Source organism: Streptomyces cahuitamycinicus (assembly GCF_002891435.1).
Lineage (GTDB): Bacteria > Actinomycetota > Actinomycetes > Streptomycetales > Streptomycetaceae > Streptomyces > Streptomyces cahuitamycinicus.
In genome coordinates, this window is record NZ_POUC01000045.1 from 1 (window position 1) to 21,397 (window position 21,397).

Here is a 21,397-nt window from a genome sequence, read left to right on the forward strand (position 1 = left end):
AGATGTGTATAAGAGGCAGCTCGAACCCGCTCCACCGCCGCAGCCACCGCCGTCCTCGCGGTACTGGCCCTCGCCACCGCGTGCAACCGCGAAGGCACCGACTCGGTCGCCTCGGGCGGTGACAAGCCCGCCATCGGGATCGACCTGCCGCGCTCCGACTCCGACTTCTGGAACTCCTACGCCGAGTACGTGAAGAAGGGCGTCAAGTCCGAAGGCATCGACGCGCTGCCGATCAGCAACTCGCAGAACGACGTCACCAAGCTGGTCGCCAACGTGCAGGTGTTCCAGAACACGGGCGCCAAGGCCGTGGTCATGGCCCCGCAGGACACCGGGGCCATCGCCTCCACGCTCGACGCCCTCGCGTCGAAGAAGATCCCCGTGATCAGCGTCGACACCCGCCCTGACAAGGGCGACGTCTACATGGTCGTGCGCGCCGACAACCGGGCCTACGGCACCAAGGCGTGTGAGTTCCTCGGCGAGCAGATGGGCGGCAAGGGCAAGGTAGCCGAGTTGCAGGGCGCCCTGGACTCGATCAACGGGCGGGACCGCTCCGAGGCCTTCGCCTCCTGCATGAAGGAGAAGTTCCCGAAGATCAAGGTCTTCGAGCTGCCCACCGACTGGAAGGGTGACGTGGCCTCCGCCAAGCTGCAGAGCCTGCTCGCCCAGCACCCCGACCTGAACGGCATCTACATGCAGGCCGGCGGAGTCTTCCTCCAGCCGACCCTCGCCCTCCTCGAGCAGAAGGGCCTGCTCAAGCCCGCCGGGGAGAAGGGGCACATCTCGATCGTCTCCAACGACGGCATCCCGCAGGAGTTCGACGCCATCCGCAAGGGCCAGATCGACGCCACCATCTCCCAGCCCGCCGATCTCTACGCCAAGTACGCGCTGTACTACGCCAAGGCCGCGGCCGAGGGCAAGACCTTCAAGCCGGGCAAGACCGACCACGACTCCACCATCGTCAAGCTCGACAACGGCCTCGAGGACCAGCTGCCCGCCCCGCTGGTCACCAAGGACAACGTCGACGACAAGACCCTGTGGGGCAACAACGTCGGCTGACGACCGGCACGTCCGATCACCGGCACTTCCGCCCGCCGCGTCGGGGGACGCGCAGCCCTCGTCCCCCGGGCACACGCCCCGCCGGCGCGGACATCCTCCCGCGCCCCGGCTCCAGCCTCCGTACACGAAGGACGGTATCCACCATGGCGGACACCGCGACCGGCCCGGCGACCGGCCCCGGCACTCCGGCCCCGGTCGCCGACGCGACCGGCATCAGCAAACGATTCGGCGCGACGGTCGCGCTGCGCGACGCCCGTATCACCGTCGCCCCCGGTGAGGCGCACGCCCTGGTCGGACGCAACGGTGCCGGCAAGTCGACGCTCGTGTCCGTCCTCACCGGCCTGCAGCAGCCCGACTCCGGCACCCTGCGCTTCTCCGGCGCGCCGGCGCCCGCCCTCGGCGACATCGACGCCTGGCGCTCGCGTGTGGCCTGCGTCTATCAGCACTCCACTGTCATCGGTGACCTGACCGTCGCCGAGAACCTCTTCCTGAACCGCCAGAGCGCCGGGGTGGTGCAGCCCATCCGCTGGAAGCAACTGCGCCGACGTGCCGAGGAGTTGCTCGGCGAGTACGGCGTGGCCGTCGACCCGGCCGCGCGGGCCAGGGAGCTCACGGTCGAGCAGCGGCAGTTCATCGAGATCGCACGGGCGCTGTCGTTCGGCGCCCGTTTCATCATCCTCGACGAGCCGACCGCGAAGCTGGACGCCCGCGGCATCAACCGGCTCTTCGACAAGCTCCGCGATCTCCAGCGGCAGGGCGTCGCCTTCCTCTTCATCTCCCACCATCTGCAAGAGGTCTACGACCTGTGCACCACGGTCACCGTCTACCGCGACGCGGCCCACATCCTGACCGCGCCCGTCGCCGAACTCGGCCACCGGGCACTGGTGGAGGCCATGACCGGTGAATCGGCCTCCACCGTCACCGCCCCCGCCGGCGGGCCCATGGCGTCGCGGTCCGGCTCCGCGGAACTGCTGGCGATCAGTGGTCTGACACTGACCGGCGTCTGCGAGGACGTCTCCCTCTCGGTCCGCTCCGGCGAGGTCGTCGGGCTCGCCGGCGCCACCGCCAGCGGCAATGTGCAGGTGGGTGAGGCGATCGCCGGTCTGCACCGCGCGGACGAGGGCCGGATCACGGTCGGCGGCAGGTCCGTGCGCACCGGCAGTGTGCCGTCCGCGCTCGCCGTCGGAGTCGGTCTGGTCCCCGAGGACCGCCACCTTCAGGGACTGGTGACCAACCGCAGTGTGGCGGAGAACGCGACGCTCACCGTCACCGACCAGCTCGGTCCGTTCGGCACGGTGCTGCCCGCCCGCACCAAGGCGTTCGCCGGACGCATGATCCGGGATCTCGACATCAAGACCCCGGGAGCCGCCACCCCGGTCTCCGCCCTCTCGGGCGGCAACCAGCAGAAGGTCGTCGTCGCTCGTGCCCTGGCCACCGATCCGCACGTCCTGGTGGCCATCCGCCCCACCAACGGGGTGGACGTCAAGTCCAAGGAATTCCTCCTGCGCCGCATCCGGCAGGTCGCGGACGGCGGCAAGGCCGCGCTGATCGTCTCCGACGAACTGGACGACCTGAAGGTCTGTGACCGGGTCGTCGTCATGTTCCACGGGCGCCTTGTCGCCGAGTTCGACCGCGGCTGGAAGGACGATGCCCTCGTCGCCGCCATCGAGGGCGTCACCGGCGACACGGTCCCGGCCACCGCGTCACCCGCATCCGCCTCAACCGCCGCAGACGAGCACGGAAGGTAGTCATGTCCGCCACCACAGATCTCACCGAGCCCATAGTGAGCACGGCTGAGCCGGCCGCCGCGGACGCCAAGCGCCGCCGGGTCGACCTCGGGCGCTTCCGGGACCTGTCCCTGGTCCCGGCGATCCTCGTCCTGTGCCTGATCGGCTTCATCGTCTCGCCGGCCTTCCTGACCGCCGACAACCTCATCGGCGTGGCCCAGCAGTCCACCGAGCTCAGCCTGCTGGTCCTGGCCACCGCACTGATCCTGATCTGCGGCCGGATGGACCTGTCCCTGGAGTCCACCATCGGCGTGGCACCCGTCATCGCCGTCTGGCTGGTCCTGCCGACCAGCGGAGCCCGGTTCACGGGCCTCGGGCTGCTGCCCGAGTGGACGGCCGTACCGCTCTGTCTGCTGGTGGGTGTGGTGATCGGGGCCGTCAACGGCTTCCTGATCCTCAAGCTGCGCCTCAACGGCTTCATCGTCACCCTCGGCATGCTCACCATGCTGCGGGGTCTCCAGGTCGCCCTCTCCGAGGGCCAGTCCATCGTGGAACTGCCGTCCTCCTTCACCTACCTGGGCAAGTCGTCGTGGCTGGGGATCCCCGCCGCGATCTGGATCTGCGTGGTGCTGTTCGCCCTCGGTGGCAGCGCGCTGGCCTGGCTGCGGCACGGGCGGGCGCTCTACGCGATCGGCGGCAATCCTGAGGCGGCCCGCACCGCCGGCATCCGCGTCGACCGCATCGTGTGGATCGTCCTCATCCTCGGCAGCGTCCTCGCCGCGTTCGCCGGCATCCTCTACAGCGGCCACTACGGCTCCATCTCCGCCACCCAGGGCAGCGGCTGGATCTTCCAGGTCTTCGCCGCGACCGTCATCGGCGGAGTCAGCCTCAACGGCGGCAAGGGCTCGATCTTCGGCGCGCTCACCGGTGTCCTGACGCTCCAACTCGTCGTGAACGTCATGACGCTGGCAGGTGTACCACCGCTGTGGAACCAGTTCCTCAACGGCGCGATCATCATCGTCGCCCTGATCATCTCCCGCTTCGCCTCCGGCGAGAAGCAGGAATAGACCCGACCCGCAGGCAGTGGGCTGCTCCGGGGTGACCGCGTGGCACCGTCTGCGGGACCGGACCGAGGCGGCGTAAGCGGCCCCGCCGGCCAGGAGCCGGACCCGGCGGAGCTCCTTGGAGCGGCGCATCCCCGACTCAGAGAGGCACCCTCGTGGCACTGACGGACGAGGCGATCGACAAGATCAAAGCGATGATCGTCGCCGGCGAACTCGAGCCCGGCTCCCGGCTGCCCAAGGAGGAAGTCCTCGCCGGACAGCTCGGCCTGTCCCGGAACTCCCTGCGCGAGGCCGTCCGGGCTCTGACCGCCATGCGGATCCTGATCACCCGGCAGGGCGACGGCACGTACGTCTCCAGCCTCGAGCCCCACCTCCTGCTGGAAAGCCTCTCCTTCGCCGCCGACGTCTCCCAGGGCCACACCGCTCTGCAGTTGCTCCAGGTACGACGGCTGCTCGAACCGCAGGCGACCGGACTGGCCACCGCCCTGCTGAAGCAGGAGGACCTCCAGGAACTGCGCAACATCCTCGACCGGTCCCGGGCCGTCACCACCGCGGAGGAGTTCGTCGCCCACGACATCGCCTTCCACCTCAGGATCGTCGAAGCCGTCGGCAACCCCGTGCTGTCGATGCTGCTGCGAGTGCTCTCCACCCGTACACAGCGAGTCCGCATCGTCCGCGGCAGCCAGACCGGTAACGCCCTGAACAACGCCCACCAGGACCACGAGCAGATCCTCAGCGCACTTCAGTCGCGCGACGCCCTGCTCGCCGCCTCCGCGGCGGCCGTCCACATCGCGGCCGTGGAGCAGTGGCTGGCCACCAGTCTGACCGATGCCCCGATACGACGATCGACGACTGACAGCGAGGATGGGCCATGGCACCGCTCGGGAGTGTGACGCTGCGACTGACCGCCGCTTCGGCTGTCCTGTCGGACCTTGCCGGCCTGCGGAGCGGTGCCACCACAAGAGCCGGTGCGACACCGCGCGAGCCACGCCGCGCCGTTGCGGGGCGGTCGAGTCGCGCACCAAGAGACGGGATCTCGGCCCGCTCGTCGCCTGGAATGTCCTGGCCCTGCTCTGCTCATTCGCCGCTCATTGCGGAGCCGATCGCACCTCCCACGACAGCCCGGCCACCAACCTTGGGCGGTCGCCCTCCGCTTGGCACCCGCTCGGCCGGCAGGTTCCGGCGGAGCACCGTTTCACAGCCAGTTTGACCATCCGTGCGTGCCCCCGGCGCCCAGCTCGTCGACTGCCATCTGGGACGTCGTCACTGAAATCATCGCCACCGATACACAGGAGTGGGTCATGTCCTCATCAAGAATGTCTCGCCGTACGTTCCTCGGCGCGGCGGGTGCGGCGACCGCCGCGACCGCCCTGCCGATCGTCCCCGGCTTCTCCGGCCTTCTGTCGCAGGCGGCCGCCGCTGACACGCAGACCAACCTGAGCAAGATGGTCGACATGCGGTTCGGCATGTTCAACCACTTCAGCCTGGGCACGTTCACCAACCAGGAGTGGGCCGAACCCAACCAGAGCCCCACCCTCTTCGCTCCCCCGAGCGTCAACTGCGCACAGTGGGCCGACGCGGCGGCTGCCGCGAAGATGAGCTACGGCATCCTGACCACCAAGCACCATGACGGCTTCGCCCTGTGGCCGAGCGCCTATGGCACTCAGAACGTCGCGAACAGCTCCTACAAGCAGGACGTGGTGCGGGCGTACTGCGACGCGTTCCGGGCGAAGGGGCTGAAGGTCGGGTTCTACTACTCGATCTGGGACCGTACCTTCGGCGTCGAGGCCTGGGAGAGCCGGCACAAGGTGAGCGGCCTCGAAATCACCGATGCCATCCAGCCCGGCGACATGACCTTCATGCTCGGTCAGATCCGCGAGCTGCTCACCAACTACGGCACCATCGACATGTTCATGACCGATGGTTACGCATGGCAGATGGGGCAGCAGGCCGTCTCCTACCAGCGGATCCGTGCACTGGTGAAGGAGCTGCAGCCGGACTGCGTCATGATCGACATCGGTGGGCTGGTGGAGCCCTTCCTCAGCGACGCGATCTTCTTCGAGGAGCCGCTGGGCATCACGGCGCCGACGGGCAACACCTACGCCGGAATGCAGGGACAGACCATCAGCAACGGCTGGTTCTGGCACCCCTCCACCCCGACCGAGGGCCTCATGAGCAAGGCCGCGATCCTGTCGCACCTGGCCGACCTGGAACCGAAGTACACCTCCTTCATCCTCAACTGCCCGCCCAACCGCAACGGCCTGCTCGACACCAACGTCGTCAACCGGCTCGCCGAAGTGGGCGCCGCCTGGAGCCCGGACACCTCCCGGCCACCACTGCCCACCCAGCCACTGCGCGCCGAACACCCCGTCACACCGGTCAACGCGTACGCCACCGCCTTCCGCACCGGCGAGGGACCGCTCCACGCCATCGACGGACTCAGCGACGTCCGCTACGAAACCTGCTGGTCCACCTGGAGCCTGCCGCTGCCACAGTCCATCACCATCGACCTGGGCGGAGTGTGGAGCAACGTCTCCACCCTGGAGTACCTGCCCAAGCAGTGGAACCGCACCAACTCCACCGACGGCGACATCACCTCGTACACCATCCTGACCAGCACCGACGGCGTCACCTTCACCCAGGTCTCCACCGGCACCTGGGCCGGCAACGGCAAGTACAAGCTGGTCGAGTGGCCCAACCGGAACGTGGGCTTCGTACGGATCCAGGTCAACGCGGCCACCGGCGACTACGCCAACATCAGCGGCCTCAGGATCGGCGGCCGCTCGGTCAAGCCCTCGCTGCTGTCCACCACACTGCCCGGCAACGGCACCGTCTACCGGCTGGTCGCCCGGCACAGCGGCAAGGTCGCCGACGTGGAGGGCGCGCGCACCACCAACGGCACCAACGTCCATCAGTGGCCATGGCTCAACCGGGCGAACCAGAAGTGGACCTTCACCAACACCGGCGACGGCTACTACACGATCAAGGGTGTGGGCAGCGGCAAGCTCCTGGAGGTCGCTGGTCTCTCTCGCGCGGACGGCGGCAACGTAGGCATCTGGGCAGACGCCAAGGCCCCCCAGCAGCACTGGGCCGTCACACCCACCGGTGACGGGAACTACTTCCTCATCAACCGCTACAGCGGGCTTGCCCTCGGCGTCGACGAGGGCAGCACCGCCGACGGAGCCAACGTCGAGCAGCAGCCGTACGCGTCACAGGCGCGGCAGCAATGGCAGATCGTCCCCTCCTGACCTGCCGCTGTCCGGGGCCTGCTGTTGTGGAGCAGCGGCGACGGTCCCCCCGCGGGCGCGAGGTGCTCGGGCACCTCGCGCCCCGCGGGTCGGCTGCGTGCGCCCTGTGCCATACACAAGTCGAAAGTGAAGTGGATGAGCAAACACAGAGTGGCCGCGGGCGCCATGGCGGCGGTAACGCTGGCTGCTGGGCTGATGGTCAGTGGTACGGCGGAGGCGGCAGCAGCGTGCACCTTCTACGTCTCCGCGTCGGGCAGCGACGACAACGCCGCAACCTCACCGGATCGCCCCTGGGCGACCTTGGAACGGGCGCGGGACCACATCCGACAGCACGAGCTCAACAAGGACATGCGGGCCGACCTCCGGGTATGCCTGCGCGGGGGCCGGCATACCCGGACGGCCACCTTCAACCTGACCGAGGCGGACTCGGGTTCCAACGGGTTCAAAGTCATCTACCAGGCGTATCCGGGTGAGACACCCATCATTGACGGTGGTAAGGCCGTCACGGGCTGGAAGCGGGTGACCGACCAGCCTTACCTGGTGGCCGACGTACCGGAGTCGGCGGGCTACGCCGACTACTTCCGGCAGCTCTACGTCGGCGGCCGGCGGGCTCAGCTGGCGATGGGCAAGGGCATCGCGGGCAGCGGCTTCTTCGACGAGGCATCGATCCCCAACCCGCCGGCCAACCCGGAGCGGCCGACCCGCTCCTACGACGGCGTGCAGTTCCCGGCGGGCAGTGTTCCGGCGTACACCAACGTCCGCGACATTCGGCTGATGCACATCGCGATCGGCTTCAAGATCGACTACTTCCCTGTCGCGGACATCAGCGCGAGCGGCGCCCATAAGCGGGTGCGCCTGGCTCAGCCGCACTTCCAGGCGCGGCTGAACCGCGACGACGGCTTCTCGCTGGACTACGACGACACGTTCTACGTGCTCAACGCGTTCGAGGAGCTGGACTCTCCCGGCGAGTGGTACCTGAACCGGGCGACGAACAAGGTGTACTACTACCCGCGGGCGGGAGAGGACGTCAACCAGGCCGGGGCGTACGTGCCGACGGTGGAGACGCTGGTGAACGTGGCCGGGTCCAGCCCGTCCGCGAAGGCGGGCGCGATCGCGTTCGACGGCATCACGTTCGAGCACGGCAACTGGCTGATGCCTCGGGACCGGTTCATCGGGGGCACGCAAGCGGAGGCGCAGTACGCGGACGACCCCTTCAAGGATCCGAACCAGGACGGCTACGGCGGCGAGGTGCCCGGTCAGATCAAGCTGACCAACGCCCGCGACATCACCTTCACCGACAACACCGTGCGCAAGATGGGCAGCGGCGGACTGCAGCTGCTGACCGGAGCCGAGGACGTCACCGTCACCGGCAACCTCTTCCACAACCTGACCGCCGCCGGGGTCATCGCCGGCCGGTGGATGGACGTGCACGTCAACGGCGCCCAGCGCACCAAGAATGTGACGATCAGCAACAACGTCGTGACCGACACCGGTGACGACTTCTTCCCGGCGACCGGGATCAGCCTGATGAACACCTACAACGTGGCGGTCACCCACAACCTCGTCTACGACACCGCATACAGCGGCTTCCATCAGCGCAAGGCGGAGGAGACCAGCCTCCTCGACGGGGTGGACGGGATCGGCAGGACGACGTTCAGCCACAACGAGGTGTACAACGCCACGTCCAAGCAGCCCTGGGGGGTACACGACTCGGGGGCCGTCTACTCGTTCGGGTCGTGGCCGGGCAGCGAGGTCAGCCACAACCACGTGCACCACTCGACGTCAACAGCGAACTACTACAGTGACAACCAGAGTCACCAGACCCGCTGGGACTACAACGTCGGGAAGGGCGGGCGGTTCGACTTTTCCCCGCGTTACCGCAAGCCCCTGTCGGTGTACGCGTCGCACAACTACACCGACTTCGCCGACAACTGGCTCAGCGGGGCCATCTACGACGGCGACGGGCGACCGCACGTGGTGACAGATGGTGCGTGGCCGGCCGAGGCGCGGACCATCATGAAACAGGCGGGCCTGGAACCGGAGTACGCCGCGCTGCGGCGGAAGGTGCCCGGGGAGAACCTGGCCGACCACTCCACCGTGTCGCAGCGCAGTGCCTGGGACAGCGGTCTCGGCAAGCTTTGGGACGGCGTCACCGAGACCGGCGAGGCCGGCTCCGACGTGAACCAGTCCTGGGTGCAGTTCGATCTCGGTGCCGACTACGAGCGGTTCGCCTTCACCATCCAGCAGGACAACTGCTGCACCTGGATGACCACCCACTGGAAGGTGCAGCGGTGGAGCGCCAGCCAGGACGCCTGGATCGACATCATGCCCTACCAGGCGATCAACACGACGGCGCCGGTCGTCTACCGACCATCGGCCAAGGTCGCCACCACCAACATCCGGCTCTACGTGCGCAACAGCAACCAGAACGGAAAGGTCGGCGTACAGGAGTTCAGCGCGACCGGCGTGCGGAAGTAGCGGCCTCGACATAACGCGGCGGGCGTGGCGGCGGCGGGCGGGTGCACCGGGGCGTGCGCCTGCCCAGCCGCCTTCCGTGGAATCAGGAGTTGGCCGCGCAACTCCAGGAGGTCCAGGCCTGACCGGGATGAACTGGCCATCGCGGAGCGGGGTGTTGAACCGCCTGGCGGAGCAGGCCCGGGCCGACGCCGGGGCTCCACCGGGACGGCTGCCAACGCCCCCGGGGCCCAGGCCGCCGTTCCCTACTTCCCCCAGAATGCGTCCTCGGCCGCCTGGTCGCCGGAGAACAGCCACATCTCGACGATCTTCCCGTCCTCCAGGCGCAGCACATCCACCCCGTCCATGCTCATGGACGAGTCCTCGCGCCGGCCGGCGAAGTGGATCGAGGCGGCCACCATGTCGCCGTTGCCCATCAGGGCATGGACCACGTCGATGGCGAAGCTGCCCTGACTGGCCTCCATCATCCCGCCGAGCATCGCGAAGACCGCGTCACGCCCCTGGTGCTCACCGGAGAACCGGTTGCCACCCGGCTGATGCCAGACGACCTCCTCCGCCAGAAGTTCCCCCACCCGGGCCAGATCACCCTTCTGGATCGACTCGAAGTACTCACGCGCGATGTCGACGTTCCTGCTGCTCATGACCATCTGCTCCTTACGTCCCGGACATCGGGACAAACGGCACTGCTCTGTTTGCGAGTTGAGTTCGTAACCCGGTCGGCACCATCCGGGACCGGCCACATGCCGCACGCGGCATGTTCCCGGCCTTGCTGAAGCGGGCGGCATTGCGGACGCCGACCGATTTACCGAGGACGGTAGAGACGTCCCTTTCCCATGGAAGCGGCCCACCCTCAGGCGGTGCCCCAGAAGTCGTCCTCACCGCCCTGGCCCGCGGAGAAGAGCCAGACCTCGGCGATCCGGTCGCCCTCGACCCTCAGGAGGTCGACGCCATTCATCGCCATCACCTCGCCGTTACGCTTGGCGGAGAAGTGGACCGGTGTGGCGACCAGCGCACCGTTGACCATGGGGGCCCCGGTCGTCCTGAGTGCGAACGTCCCCTCGGTGACCGTCATCATGCCGCCGAACATCTCGCCGATCGCGGCCGCGCCGCGGTGACTGCCGGAGAACTGGTTCCCGCCCGGCTGATGCCACACGATGTCGTCGGTGAACATGCGCGTCACCGCGCCGAAATCCCCGGCCGACACTGCGGCGGCGTACTGGCGGGCGATGCTGAGTACGGCACTGGACTCCATGGCCGCTCACTTCCTCGGTAAGTGCGTTCCGCTGACGCCCATACTCACCACCAGTAACCGGTCACCTCAACGTAACCAATGGCGAGGCGTGTCGCACATCACATTTATCGGTTGTACCCGGTCGACGGGACCGGCAGGGGTCGCCCTTGGGCCTGTCTGATCCCGGTCGTCCTCAGCCCTCCAGGACTCGCCGGCCGTCGCCACATGCGGTAGAGCGCGGTACAGGCCGACCTGGTGTCGGGCGACTCCGTTGGCGACGATGCCTGCTACCGCGGCGCAATCCTCGGTGCTCACGGCGTCGACGAACCGGTTGCGCCGGCAAGCGTGGAGGAGAGGTCCATGATCGATACTCGTCAGTGGTCATCGCTCAGCGCCGACCTGTGCGCTGTCGCGAACTGCGCACGAAGGTCGACGGGGTCCCCCAGGTCATACCAATACGTCCCACAGGTACCAGGTGACGAGCGCCTGGAGGACTGCGTTTACACAGGTCGGAGCCCGACAAGCCCGTTGATTGAGGACGTGCCATCAGCCGAGGCGGTCATGCTTCGCAGCAGTCGGCCCCATCAGAGGCGCGCCAGTCTTACCCGTCGCGGTGGTGTCCGGCGCCGGGCAGGCCGCTGCGATCGCAGGTCGGTATCCGGCGCGACTTCAAGCCGTGAAGCGGTTGAGACGCTTTACGAATGCGTCGATGTCGGCGGGGTCCAGGGCGACGGGCGATGCCCTCGGTCAGGAGCGGAGAGGCGGTAGGAACGCACGACGGCGACCACGCATGCGAACACAAGCCCGGCCAGCCAGCCGCCGAGTCCGCTCAGGGCGTCAAGGGCTGACCCCCCTCCCTCCGCACCGCGCGGCGGCACCCGCCCCTCCACGTCGTGCACGACGGCGATCACGTCACCAGGTCGGGTGGTCTGCTCGCAGCCGCGCCAGATACGGACCTTCATGGGGACGCCGTCCCGGTCGATCACCGAGCAGAGGTAGCGGCCACCGCCCCGGGCATCCGCGGAGGCGCCCTCAACGGAGACCACCACCACGGACTCCGCTCGCCCCCGCTCCGCCAGCACGAAACCCGCCGCGGCCTGGGGTGTCTGGAGGGCGAGGCCGACCGCGAGCACCACGACGGCACCGACCAGCGCACGTCCTGCCCGCACCCCGCACAGGTACAGGACGAGCAGGGCGGCGCACACCAGACCGCCCTCACCGACGGCCAGTCCGGTGATCCCGTACCAGGCACCGGCGACCGTACTGCCGATGATGGCGACCGCTGCCAAACACCCGGCCAGGATTCCCTTCGCGGCCAGCCGGAGCGGCGGCGCCCCGACGAACTCGGCCGGCCCCCACACCATGCTGCGCAGACGCTCCATCAGGTGCGGTTCCGCGGTCGCGGAGTGCTGTACACGCAGCATGCGTGCCACCCCCTTCCCGCCTCGTCTGCGACTCCGCCATCATGGTGCGATCGGGAACGCTCCGCACTGCCCGGTGCCGGACAGACACGCACCGTCCGCATTGCCGGGATCCGGCAGCAGGGCCGGCTCCCTTTCGATTCCCTTGCATTATGCAAAACGGCCGGCGGGCTGAGAAGGACCACCCCGTGCGCGTCAGACGTCTCCGGCCGCAGGAACGTCCATCGCCCACCCCAGCGGGTGCGACTCCGTCTCGTCCTGGGCCGGAGCGAGAGGCTCTCCCCCTGCCTCGTTGAAGGCCGCCAGCGCCTCGATGAGCGCCAGTCGCTGCGTCGGAGTCAGTCGCTCCACGATCTCGGCGATCGCGCCGCGGCGGCGGGCGGTGACGTCCGCGACCGTGCGGCGGCCTTCCTCCGTGAGCTGGAGCAGCGTTTCGCGGCGGTTGCCGGGGTTGGACTGGCGGTCGGCGAGGCCGGCGGCGATCAGCCGGTCGACCATCCGCATGGCGGTGGACGGGGCGACCTGGAGCAGGTCGGCAAGGGTGACGAGTTTGGTGGCGCCGCGCGTGAACAGCACCACGAGCATTCTGAACTGCGGCAGCGTCACCCGTTCCTCGACAGCGGCGAGGGAGCGCGCGGAGATCCCCACCAGCAGGCGGGACGCGGTCAGCACCGACCGGGTCACCAGGTCCACGTCGTCCATCGTCCCCACGGGGGTCTCACGCTCCGGCATGCGTCCTTTTTACCGTGCGAAGTGCCTGCTCACTCACTTGGTGGGACACATTTCTCTTCCCCATGACCGTGGTAGCGCAGCAGAAGCATCGCGGCGTCGTCGTGCGGCGGTCCGACGGAGTGCTGGGCCAGATCCTCCCGCAGGGCCTCCAGGGCCCGGTGCGCGTCCACGTTCTTCAGCAGGTGCGCCCGCTCACCGACGGGATAGAAGCGGCCGTCCTCGTCGCGGGCCTCGGTGACGCCGTCGGTGTACAGCAGAAGCTGCTCGCCCGGGGCGAAGCCCACCCGATAAGGTTCCGGGCCCTCGCTTCCGTGCGCCCCGAGGCCCAACGGCAGCGCGAAGGCATGCGGTTGCGGGAAGTCGACCGTGCCGTTACTGCGCACGATCATCGGGGCCGGATGCCCGTAGTTCAGGAAGACCGCCTCGTGAGCCGTGCCGATCTCGGCGAGAATCGCGGTGACGAACTTCTCCCCTTCCAGTTCCCGGGCCACACTCCGCTCCAAGCGGTCGCCCAGCCCCGACAGGTGGGCCTCGTCGTACGCCGCCTCGCGGAAGGCACCCAGCACCACGGCCGCCGTCTCCACCGCGGCCAGGCCCTTGCCCTGGACGTCTCCGACGATGACCCGCACACCGTGCGGGGAGGACACCACCTCGTACAGGTCCCCGCCGATCCGGGCCTCGGCGACCGCCGAGGTGTAGGACACCGCGGCGTGCAGCGGACCCGCCGTCAACGGCACGGGTCGCAGCAGCACCCGCTGGGCGACTTCCGCGATCGACCGCACGCTGGCCAGCTCCGCCTCCCGGCGCGAGCGCATCACCGCAGCCGCGACACCCACTCCGGTGACGCCGGCCACGGAGGCCAGCGCGGTGTAGCCCCGGCGCTCGTCGAACAGCCCGTCGTACAGTCCGAGCGCGACGCACAGCACGAGGGCGGCGAGTCCGAACCAGGCCGTACGGCGCCACCCGCCGACCAGGCCGGCGAAGGCCGGCCCGAGAGAGACCAGCGGCAGGAACCCGACACTTGGTCCCGCCACGATGTCCGTCACCGCGACCACCGCCATCACCACGACCGGCATGCAGGACAGCAGCGTCCAACTCGACGGCGACTTCCGGTCGGTCATGCGGCACTCCTGCGATGTCGCGGCTGTCGAGAGCCGCCGGTTTTCCCACAGGCGCCCCTCCCCCACCTTTAGACTATGCAAAGGTCGCTCCCGCGACACGACTCCTGCTCGGGGTCCTTTACCCAATCGAGTCCGAGAGACGACATTCCCGACACACGGGAGGCCGACCATGACCTACGGAGACACGGCACCGCCGCCCCGTGATTGGTTGGAGGAGGCCGGCGACAGTCCGCGTCTCTGCATCGTGTACTGCATGGGTCGCGCCGTCATCCCTTTGACTTTCGTCATAGGTCATAGATCAGGCGCCGCACTCTCGCGGTTCGCGGTATACCGGCGCCACGACGTGGGGCGTACGTTGCGCGCGGTGAAGAGGTACGTTTCCGACGAAACGCGGTACACGGCCCGGCCGCCGTCGATGCGCACGAGCTGCGCGCTCTGCGGAGTCATCTGGACCTGCGCTTCAGGTCCTGGACGGTGGAGACGGGCAGCGGCTCGTCATGGACGCAGACCGCGTCCATGGTCAACCACTATGACAGTGACGACGACATCCCCCGCTGGATCGTCGAGAACACCACCACCGGGGCGGTGACCCGCAACGTCCAGTCCGTCGCCAGAGGCCTGGCGGCGACCACCGGCAAGTCGGGGGACACTGTTCTCCAGCTCACAGACCTGCACGGCGACGTCAGCCTCCAGCTTCCGCTGAACGCCGCCCAGGCGCCGGTGGCACTGGACAACGACGAGTACGGCAACCCCCGCACCGGCCAGGCAGCGCCCCGGTACGGCTGGCTCGGTGAGGCGCAGCGCTCGGCCGAGACCCTGACCGGTCTCACCCTGATGGGTGTCCGCCTCTACGACCCCGCCCGTGGGCGCTTCCTGCAAACCGACCCGGTGCCTGGCGGTTCCGCCAACGCCTACGACTACTCCAACGCGGATCCGTGCAACGCCACCGACACCGACGGCATGAGCCCGAAGTGCGGCAAGCGCGGATCAAAAATGGGTACGGGATGCGCATCATCGTCAGCCGACGGGGCGGCGGTACCGCGAAGAACGGCTACCCCTCATCGGCTACTACATCAACGTCCAGATCATGGGGTCCCTCAACCGCTACGTGGTGTTCTACAACGCCACCTATGGGGAGACGCACGGTGGCCCCCCGGGCAAGCGCGGCAAGATGCGCAAGTTGCAGGCCAAGGGAAGCTGGAAGGCCCCAGGCAAGATCGGCTGGGCGGTCCACTACAACGTCCAGGTGAAGCCAGGACGAGGATAGGGACGAGGATCTGGACCTACGGGGCCGTCATGGTCTCCGGCTTCAACGGATATATGGCTGACATGTCCTACTCCTGCATGGCCAAGTAATCCGGCGTGCGGGGCGGCCGACTCGCATAGGCGTCGGCCGCCCCGCACCTAAGCAGAAGAGAGGGGTGGCGTGCTCTCCCGGCGCGCCACCCCCACGGGTCGCCATGAACGCAGGGCCGATTCTAGGAACTCCGCGAAACGAGGAAGCAAGAAGATCATGAGAACGCCGATGGCCGACATTGCTGAGAACGCCCTCCAGCTGGGGCACCCACCAACCGACCGCGGGGCGGCACGCCACTTGGCCATCCCCGCTGACACTGTCATCGTCGCTGACGTGTGGATCAGCCGCGACCTCGGGTTCGTCCTGCTCTTGCATCGCAGGGACGACGGTCTCATTGCCGAAGAGCTGTACTACTCCGTGCGGCGCGCGGACGGTGACTGGGAGTGCCCGGACCATCTCAGCGGGGGCATCGTCGGCACGGAGTTGGGCACTTCGGCCATGGTCGAGGACGCACTCGCCGGGGCTTCCATGTCCGTCGTCGCCGAATCCGAGTCCCTTGTCCACACCGGGTGTGGCCCGGACGGTGACGAAGGAGAACTCGTACATACCTGGGAGCTTCTGGTGAGCGGGGGCGCGGACCTCATCGAGATCGAGTACTTGTCACCGGCCGCGTCAGGGACACCGGCGATCTCCAGACGAGCCGTGGCAGGGCCCTTGATGCTCCTTGTTCTGTTGCCCGGTGAACGAGCGCGTGTTTCCGCTATGCGCAGAGAGAACTCATCGTTCACCCAATTGGGCAACGTTTTGGACCTGCACAACCCGGAATAACCCGCGCTGACTCCGCAACCACGATCCGCCCGTGGGACGGGCCCTGGCGCAGAAGGCCGCCGGGCGGCATGCGAGCAGCAGCCGAAGAAGCGAACGACCCCGGCGCCTGCCCGCTCAGCACGTTCGAGGACGGCGGCCGCAGCCACAGGCACCACGGCGAGGATCTCCGCGCACTCCGGGTCAAGCCGAGAGAGGGTGCCGACCAGAGCCTTCAGGGCGGCAGCAGCGTCCTCTACCGAAACGCCCGTGCTCCACTGCGTCGGGTCGGCGACGTCAGTCAGCTCGCACGCGGCGACGACCGCCCGTTCGGCCAGTGCCTCTACTCCGCCCGGCGCGGCAGTCAGTTTTACGTCCCACCCAAGGATGTACAGCGCGCTCCGTCGTGCCCGCCAAGATCCCAATGGCGGGCACTTCAGTCGAAGCGCTCCCGTTCGGAGCGTTCGAACGATCGCGTTCCAATTGGAACGTCGTGACTGCCGGCAGGGGCCGGTGAGGATGTCGTGGGTGCCAATGCGACGCCAGACGATGTGCTGCTCGCCGGGGAGTGTCTGTGGTCCGTAGGACCAGGTGGCGCGGCCGTTCCCGTCCCAAGGGAGTTCGAAGACGCCGGGCGCGCGGTGGACACCCTTCACGCGGAGGCCAGCGCGGAAGGCCGCGGTGCGCAGGTCTCGACGAAGGCCGTCACGGTCTGGCGAAAGCGGCGGCGCTGTTCTGGGGTAAGGCGGTCCAGGTCGGTGGTGAAGCGGGGCATGGCCTCGTAGGTCGGCACGTCGGTCCTCGAGGCAGCACTATGCCCCCGGCGCTGCCGGGGGCGGTGGGTGTCTTGCTCGGGGTGAAGGTCGTCGGTGACGTGGTGCGGGGCGGAACGTCTCTGGCCGGTGGTCGGGGAGTTGTACGTAGGCGCGCCTTGACGGTGGAGTCGTCTGCTGGCGGATTTCGGGGTATGTGAGGCGCGCGTGACTGCGTGTCACGCAGGATTTGCATGGCCTCGGTGGTGGCCGCAGGACGGACGCGACGTCACAGAAGTATCAGGAGGCGTTTGAGTGAATCCAGCCAGCAAGAAGACAGCCGCAGTGCTCGCCATCGTGCTTCTGGCAGGTCTGGCCTTCGTCGTGTCAGCGTGGACAAGTTACAGCGTTGCGCGCGTGCTGATCATCGAGGGTATCGCCCTTGTGGTCGTCGGCAGCTTGGTCTGGCTGGCAGGGCGACAGCGAACATAGACGACTGCGACGCGGCCTCGGCGGTACTTTCCGTCGAGGCCGCAGTGCTGGTGTCGCTGCCGTACCGCGCGGATCAGTGACTTGGGACGACCCCAAGCGAATTGATCACACGACGCGATGACGGCACGACGGCGCCGTCAAAACTCGGGTTCTGGCTCACTTTCCGTGGCGGGCTGACCGAGAGTGATGTCAGTGAACCTCTTTCATCCTGAATAGCTGCAGGTCAGCAGTGTGTGGACAGCCTGGACGATGGTGCCGATACGGCGGGTGGAGCATCTGGTCCGGCGGAGCAGTCGCCAGGACTTCAGCTGAGCGAAGGCGCGTTCGCCGGGTGCTCGGAGACGGGCGTGGTCGCGGTTGAACTGCTGGTAGTGCTCGGGTTGTTCGCTGTGGTGGTAGTAGGGGGTTCGAAATGTGGCGCCGGCGCCCTGGTAGGCGCGGTCGGCGAGAACGAGGATCTGCCGGGTGAGGCAGGCCTGGACGATGCCGTGGGCGCGGGCCGCGGTCAGGTCGTGGGTGCGGCCGGGTGTCGCGCGGGAGAACCACAGCGGTGTGCCGTCGGGCCGGGCGATGACCTGCACGTTCATGCCGTGCTTGCGGTGCTTCATCGAGTAGTACGGCTCGTCGGCGGCGATGCGGTCGGTGGGGATCAGGGTGCCGTCAACAATGACGTGGTCGCCTTCACCGAGGCCGGTGAGGGCTTCGTGGAGGCCGGGCGCACAGCCGGCCAGGACGTCCAAGGTCTCGTCGACGTACCGCCAGGCGGTGGCCCGGGATATCCCGAAACCGGCTCCGAGCTGCGAGAACGTCTCGTTCTTCCGCAGGTGCACCAGGGTGAGCAGTGCCTGCTGGAAGCAGCTGAGCTTGCGCCAGCGGGTGTTGCGGGCTTGGCGGTGCTCGTACAGCAGCCAGGCGACATGCTCGACGAGCTCATGCGGGACGTCGAGCGTGGCAGGATACGGAACCAACAGGGCCCCTTCGGTCACCAGTGTGTTGAGTGGAATCACCACACCAACGACGAGGGGCCCTGCCTCGTCACCACACCCGCTGACCAGCCCATTTCACCCTCCAGCACAGGATGAAAGAGGCTCAGTAGCGTGTGGTGGGATGACCATCACGTACTGAGCGCCGACGTGGCCCACGGGATGCATAGCATTCGCGCCCACGGTGCGCAGGTACACCTGGAAGCCGTTGCGGCTCACGAGCAGCGCGGCAGTCGCGGTACGTACCGTGACCTTCATGTTCAGCAGCTCCCCGTAGAAGGCCGCCGACGCATCGTGGTCGTGGACGAACACCACGACCGAGGCCAGCCGGGGTCCGCGCGCATCCGGTCCTCCACCGTTCGGCTCCGAATCCGGTGACGGATGGGCAGGCTCCCGGCCTGAGGCCGACGCTTCATGTGGGTAGGCCATGAGGCCCCCTTCCACCTTCGACCACGATACGAGGGCTTTTCGCAAGGAATTCCCGGTCAGGTTTCCACGCTGCCCGGACGGTGTCGTGCCTGCTGGAAGCGTCCAGCAGGCCCCAGGGGCACGGTCACGGGTCTCAGCCTGGCCACGTAAGGAATCCTCCGACGATGGTGCCGTAGGCGAGATGCGCGGCGAGCGTGACGGCGGGTGTGCCGGGTCCGGCCAGTCGCAGGTCGAGTTGTACGCCGCGCTGCGGCGCGACTCCCGCGATGGCATGTCGAACCGGGCGTTGGAGTGCAAGTACGGCGTCACCTGGAGCACGGTCAACAAGGCCCTGACCTCGGCTTGGCCGCAGCCACGCATGACAACCGCTTCGGCGCGGCCGTCGAAGCTGGATCCGTTCACGCTGCTGATCGACGAGAGTCCTGCTCATTGCTCTGGACGCGACCAGGAAACAGCGCCATACCGTCACCCCGGATCTACCGCCGTCTGATCGACGAGCACTCCTCGTCCGAGGCGTTGCGTTGGCCACTTGAACCCGCACCGATGACGGGCGCAAGCGTCCTGCGAGCAACCGCGCGGTCCGGCCAGGGAGTGAGAGTCCGGTATTTATACCTTGCTCGCGACCACCATGTAATTCTCGGCCTCAAGATCGAACGTGCTCAGTTCCGTCTGGAGTCCGACCCGGTGCAGCTCGACTTCGAGTTCCTCGTACCGATAGGGCCAGCAGGACAGCAGTTCCGAGCGGACAAGAACCAACCCGGTCGCATCAACTTGCGCGATCGCAATCTCGATGTGGTGCTCCTCCTCCCAATGCGGCGCAATCTCCCAGCGGTAGACCACGACGGCATCGCGACCGTTCCGGCGGACGAGTCGGTCACTGATCTCCAGCCGGGAACCTCTGGCCCTCACGAGTTCCCAAGTGCGGGATGTGAGTACCAAGCGCCCGCCGGGGCGCAGAAGCCGTGACATCGACTCCAGAGCAGCACGCCTGCCTGTCGCGCCCGCGGCATGGTGAAGCGAGTTGCCAACGCAGAACACCATGTCGAACGTGGTGTCCTGGAAATGGTCGGGCAACTCTTCCCAGTTCGCCCGTATGGCCCGGACGGATGCCCCGAACTCCTCAGACAACTCTGCAGTCCGACGAACCATCGCCTCGCTGGCGTCAGTTGCGGCAACCTGCATGCCACGACCGGCGAGGCCAACCGCCAACTGTCCGGTTCCGCACGAACAGTCGAGGACGTGAGCGTTCGACGGCAGGAGATTGAGGACGTCGTCGAACGACGCAGCGAACTCGGCTGGAGGCAACTTTGCATCCGAGATAAGCCATTCGTACACCTCGGCAAGCACGTCATAGCCTGTCACAACCACTACCTCCGTCACGCGGCAGACTCTCGGTAGGACGTCAGTCCATCAGCGGAGCAAGCCGGGCACCAATGGTTTTCGCAAGGATGGCTCTGACGGTGTTTGTGGGTTGTCAGTTGTCCGTCTGAGTGGATGTCACCGGCTGGTTACTGTCCGTTTGGGGGACCTGGTGTGCGGATGCGGGCCACTGGCCTTCCAGAGACGATGGAGCGACAGGCAGGCTCTGGTGCGGGGCCGCGGATGAGAGCAGCAAGCCCGTCCGCTTGGCACGCGGGAGGAGCGGCAGCGTCATGAATCCGTTGAACACACTGAGCGATGCTGGAGTGTCGATCTGATTGGACGACCTCAGCCGGGAGCGGCTGGTGTCCGGGCGGGACGGCGTTGACGGGCGCGTCTCCATAGAGGTCGATCCCCGGCTGGCGCGTGACACCGCGGCGACGATCGCGGAGGCGCGGGCGCTGTGGTGGCTGGTCGACCGGCCCAACCTGTTCGTGAAGATCCCGGCCGCCCGGCAGGGCCTGCCGGCGATCACCGCGTGTCTCGGGGAGGGAATCAGCATCAATGTCACGTTGATCTTCTCCCTCACCCGCTATGACGAGGTGATGGACGCCTTCCTCCACGGGATGGAACGCGCCCGCGATGCCGGACGGGAACTCTCCGGCATCGGGTCGGTGGCTTCGTTCTTCGTCTCCCGGGTCGACGCGGAGGCAGACGCACGCCTGGACAAGATCGGCACCGCGCAGGCGGCCGAGCTGCGCGGCCGTCTGGCGATCGCCAACGCGCGGCTGGCCTACCAGCACTACGAGCGGGTTCTCTCCTCACCTCGCTGGCAAGCCCTGAGAGGGGCGGGAGCCCATCCGCAACGGCCGCTGTGGGCTTCGACCTCCGTCAAGGAACCCGCCTACCCCGACACCCGTTACGTGACCGAACTGGTCGCACCTGGCGTGGTCAACACCATGCCTGAGGCCACCTTGCGCGCGGTTGCCGACCACGGCCGCGTACCGGCCGACTCGATCCGCGCCCACTACGACGACGCTGAGCAGGTTCTCGCGGGGATGCGGGCCGTCGGGGTGGACTACGGCGACGTCGTGCAGACCCTTGAGGACGAGGGCGTGTCGAAGTTCGACGCCAGTCGGGAGCAGCTTTCCGAGCAGCTCGCCGAAACGTTGCGGAGCCGGCCCGCAGCCCGGGAAGGGGACTGAC

The 21,397-nt window shown here is 67.6% G+C and carries 20 protein-coding genes and 1 pseudogene; 12 read left to right on the top strand and 9 right to left on the bottom strand.

The genetic code is table 11. The annotated features are described in order from the left end of the window. Positions 1 to 63: 63 nt before the first annotated feature. The 6 genes from C1J00_RS08990 to C1J00_RS09015 all read left to right on the top strand — a co-directional run bounded on the left by C1J00_RS08990 (position 64) and on the right by C1J00_RS09015 (position 9,573). Positions 64 to 1,056, top strand: coding sequence for a sugar ABC transporter substrate-binding protein (locus C1J00_RS08990; protein ID WP_102908508.1), 993 nt, complete (start codon positions 64 to 66; stop codon positions 1,054 to 1,056). Between the two features lie 143 nt (positions 1,057 to 1,199). Further along, positions 1,200 to 2,804: a sugar ABC transporter ATP-binding protein gene (locus C1J00_RS08995; RefSeq protein ID WP_102908509.1), complete on the top strand. Its 1,605-nt coding sequence runs from the start codon at positions 1,200 to 1,202 to the stop codon at positions 2,802 to 2,804. Between the two features lie 2 nt (positions 2,805 to 2,806). Continuing rightward, positions 2,807 to 3,850, top strand: coding sequence for an ABC transporter permease (locus C1J00_RS09000; protein WP_102908510.1), 1,044 nt, complete (start codon positions 2,807 to 2,809; stop codon positions 3,848 to 3,850). Positions 3,851 to 4,002: 152 nt separating this feature from the next. Next, positions 4,003 to 4,740 (top strand): FadR/GntR family transcriptional regulator, encoded by a 738-nt coding sequence (locus tag C1J00_RS09005; protein WP_102908511.1) that lies wholly within the window; start codon positions 4,003 to 4,005, stop codon positions 4,738 to 4,740. Positions 4,741 to 5,148: 408 nt separating this feature from the next. Further along, a complete protein-coding gene (locus C1J00_RS09010; protein ID WP_102908512.1) occupies positions 5,149 to 7,095 on the top strand; it encodes an alpha-L-fucosidase in 1,947 nt (648 codons plus the stop codon). A gap of 135 nt (positions 7,096 to 7,230) precedes the next feature. Then, positions 7,231 to 9,573 carry a right-handed parallel beta-helix repeat-containing protein gene (locus tag C1J00_RS09015; protein ID WP_102908513.1) on the top strand — a complete coding sequence of 781 codons (2,343 nt, stop codon included), beginning with the start codon at positions 7,231 to 7,233 and terminating at the stop codon, positions 9,571 to 9,573. A 242-nt stretch (positions 9,574 to 9,815) separates the two neighbouring features. Here the strand turns inward: C1J00_RS09015 and C1J00_RS09020 are convergent, their stop codons facing one another. The 5 genes from C1J00_RS09020 to C1J00_RS09040 form a co-directional block, all read right to left on the bottom strand. Further along, the gene (locus tag C1J00_RS09020; protein ID WP_102908525.1) at positions 9,816 to 10,211 is read right to left on the bottom strand and encodes a nuclear transport factor 2 family protein; all 396 of its coding nucleotides are present in this window, start codon (positions 10,209 to 10,211) and stop codon (positions 9,816 to 9,818) included. Positions 10,212 to 10,420: 209 nt separating this feature from the next. Continuing rightward, positions 10,421 to 10,822 carry a nuclear transport factor 2 family protein gene (locus C1J00_RS09025; protein ID WP_102908514.1) on the bottom strand — a complete coding sequence of 134 codons (402 nt, stop codon included), beginning with the start codon at positions 10,820 to 10,822 and terminating at the stop codon, positions 10,421 to 10,423. 674 nt (positions 10,823 to 11,496) lie between these two features. Beyond that, positions 11,497 to 12,225, bottom strand: a complete 729-nt coding sequence (locus tag C1J00_RS09030) for a hypothetical protein (protein WP_245936269.1) — start codon at positions 12,223 to 12,225, stop codon at positions 11,497 to 11,499. Positions 12,226 to 12,417: 192 nt separating this feature from the next. Then, positions 12,418 to 12,954, bottom strand: a complete 537-nt coding sequence (locus tag C1J00_RS09035) for a MarR family winged helix-turn-helix transcriptional regulator (RefSeq protein ID WP_102908515.1) — start codon at positions 12,952 to 12,954, stop codon at positions 12,418 to 12,420. Between the two features lie 29 nt (positions 12,955 to 12,983). Beyond that, positions 12,984 to 14,075 (bottom strand): PP2C family protein-serine/threonine phosphatase, encoded by a 1,092-nt coding sequence (locus tag C1J00_RS09040; protein ID WP_102908516.1) that lies wholly within the window; start codon positions 14,073 to 14,075, stop codon positions 12,984 to 12,986. Positions 14,076 to 14,528: 453 nt separating this feature from the next. On the opposite strand from C1J00_RS09040, the pseudogene C1J00_RS46545 reads away from it, so the two are divergent. The 3 genes and pseudogenes from C1J00_RS46545 to C1J00_RS45135 all read left to right on the top strand — a co-directional run. Beyond that, positions 14,529 to 15,035, top strand: a pseudogene (locus tag C1J00_RS46545) (RHS repeat-associated core domain-containing protein); the annotation flags it as partial. Positions 15,036 to 15,162: 127 nt separating this feature from the next. Continuing rightward, on the top strand, positions 15,163 to 15,342 hold the full coding sequence (locus C1J00_RS46550; RefSeq protein WP_245936270.1) for a hypothetical protein: 180 nt from the start codon (positions 15,163 to 15,165) through the stop codon (positions 15,340 to 15,342). A 246-nt stretch (positions 15,343 to 15,588) separates the two neighbouring features. After that, the gene (locus C1J00_RS45135) at positions 15,589 to 16,200 is read left to right on the top strand and encodes a hypothetical protein (RefSeq protein WP_180989472.1); all 612 of its coding nucleotides are present in this window, start codon (positions 15,589 to 15,591) and stop codon (positions 16,198 to 16,200) included. 628 nt (positions 16,201 to 16,828) lie between these two features. Here the strand turns inward: C1J00_RS45135 and C1J00_RS46555 are convergent. Continuing rightward, positions 16,829 to 16,969, bottom strand: a complete 141-nt coding sequence (locus C1J00_RS46555; protein ID WP_245936271.1) for a hypothetical protein — start codon at positions 16,967 to 16,969, stop codon at positions 16,829 to 16,831. A gap of 274 nt (positions 16,970 to 17,243) precedes the next feature. Here C1J00_RS46555 and C1J00_RS45145 point away from each other — a divergent pair, with 274 nt between their 5' ends. Beyond that, positions 17,244 to 17,420: a hypothetical protein gene (locus tag C1J00_RS45145; RefSeq protein WP_180989469.1), complete on the top strand. Its 177-nt coding sequence runs from the start codon at positions 17,244 to 17,246 to the stop codon at positions 17,418 to 17,420. A gap of 203 nt (positions 17,421 to 17,623) precedes the next feature. On the opposite strand, the gene C1J00_RS09050 is transcribed toward C1J00_RS45145, so the two are convergent. Both C1J00_RS09050 and C1J00_RS47870 read right to left on the bottom strand, forming a co-directional pair. Continuing rightward, positions 17,624 to 18,430 (bottom strand): IS5 family transposase, encoded by an 807-nt coding sequence (locus tag C1J00_RS09050; protein ID WP_102908517.1) that lies wholly within the window; start codon positions 18,428 to 18,430, stop codon positions 17,624 to 17,626. Positions 18,431 to 18,481: 51 nt separating this feature from the next. Beyond that, positions 18,482 to 19,105, bottom strand: a complete 624-nt coding sequence (locus tag C1J00_RS47870; RefSeq protein WP_342751696.1) for a VOC family protein — start codon at positions 19,103 to 19,105, stop codon at positions 18,482 to 18,484. Here C1J00_RS47870 and C1J00_RS09060 point away from each other — a divergent pair. After that, positions 19,014 to 19,322 (top strand): hypothetical protein, encoded by a 309-nt coding sequence (locus tag C1J00_RS09060; protein WP_102908518.1) that lies wholly within the window; start codon positions 19,014 to 19,016, stop codon positions 19,320 to 19,322. The genes C1J00_RS47870 and C1J00_RS09060 overlap by 92 nt on opposite strands. A 116-nt stretch (positions 19,323 to 19,438) precedes the next feature. Here C1J00_RS09060 and C1J00_RS09065 read toward each other — a convergent pair whose 3' ends face one another. Then, a complete protein-coding gene (locus tag C1J00_RS09065; protein WP_102908519.1) occupies positions 19,439 to 20,194 on the bottom strand; it encodes a class I SAM-dependent methyltransferase in 756 nt (251 codons plus the stop codon). Positions 20,195 to 20,529: 335 nt separating this feature from the next. Between C1J00_RS09065 and tal the strand changes: the two genes are divergently transcribed. Continuing rightward, the gene (tal, locus tag C1J00_RS09070) at positions 20,530 to 21,396 is read left to right on the top strand and encodes a transaldolase (protein WP_219728332.1); all 867 of its coding nucleotides are present in this window, start codon (positions 20,530 to 20,532) and stop codon (positions 21,394 to 21,396) included. Position 21,397: the final 1 nt, after the last annotated feature.

Excerpts from the sequence above, each read along its gene's own strand:
- C1J00_RS08995 (WP_102908509.1), top strand. The coding sequence starts at position 1,200 with ATGGCGGACACCGCGACCGGCCCGGCGACCGGCCCCGGCACTCCGGCC.
- C1J00_RS09000 (WP_102908510.1), top strand. The coding sequence starts at position 2,807 with ATGTCCGCCACCACAGATCTCACCGAGCCCATAGTGAGCACGGCTGAG.
- C1J00_RS09010 (WP_102908512.1), top strand. The coding sequence starts at position 5,149 with ATGTCCTCATCAAGAATGTCTCGCCGTACGTTCCTCGGCGCGGCGGGT.
- C1J00_RS09015 (WP_102908513.1), top strand. The coding sequence starts at position 7,231 with ATGAGCAAACACAGAGTGGCCGCGGGCGCCATGGCGGCGGTAACGCTG.
- C1J00_RS09020 (WP_102908525.1), bottom strand. The coding sequence starts at position 10,211 with ATGAGCAGCAGGAACGTCGACATCGCGCGTGAGTACTTCGAGTCGATC.
- C1J00_RS09025 (WP_102908514.1), bottom strand. The coding sequence starts at position 10,822 with ATGGAGTCCAGTGCCGTACTCAGCATCGCCCGCCAGTACGCCGCCGCA.
- C1J00_RS09030 (WP_245936269.1), bottom strand. The coding sequence starts at position 12,225 with ATGCTGCGTGTACAGCACTCCGCGACCGCGGAACCGCACCTGATGGAG.
- C1J00_RS09035 (WP_102908515.1), bottom strand. The coding sequence starts at position 12,954 with ATGCCGGAGCGTGAGACCCCCGTGGGGACGATGGACGACGTGGACCTG.
- C1J00_RS09040 (WP_102908516.1), bottom strand. The coding sequence starts at position 14,075 with ATGACCGACCGGAAGTCGCCGTCGAGTTGGACGCTGCTGTCCTGCATG.
- C1J00_RS46550 (WP_245936270.1), top strand. The coding sequence starts at position 15,163 with ATGGGGTCCCTCAACCGCTACGTGGTGTTCTACAACGCCACCTATGGG.
- C1J00_RS45135 (WP_180989472.1), top strand. The coding sequence starts at position 15,589 with ATGAGAACGCCGATGGCCGACATTGCTGAGAACGCCCTCCAGCTGGGG.
- C1J00_RS09060 (WP_102908518.1), top strand. The coding sequence starts at position 19,014 with ATGCGCGGCGAGCGTGACGGCGGGTGTGCCGGGTCCGGCCAGTCGCAG.
- C1J00_RS47870 (WP_342751696.1), bottom strand. The coding sequence starts at position 19,105 with ATGCCATCGCGGGAGTCGCGCCGCAGCGCGGCGTACAACTCGACCTGC.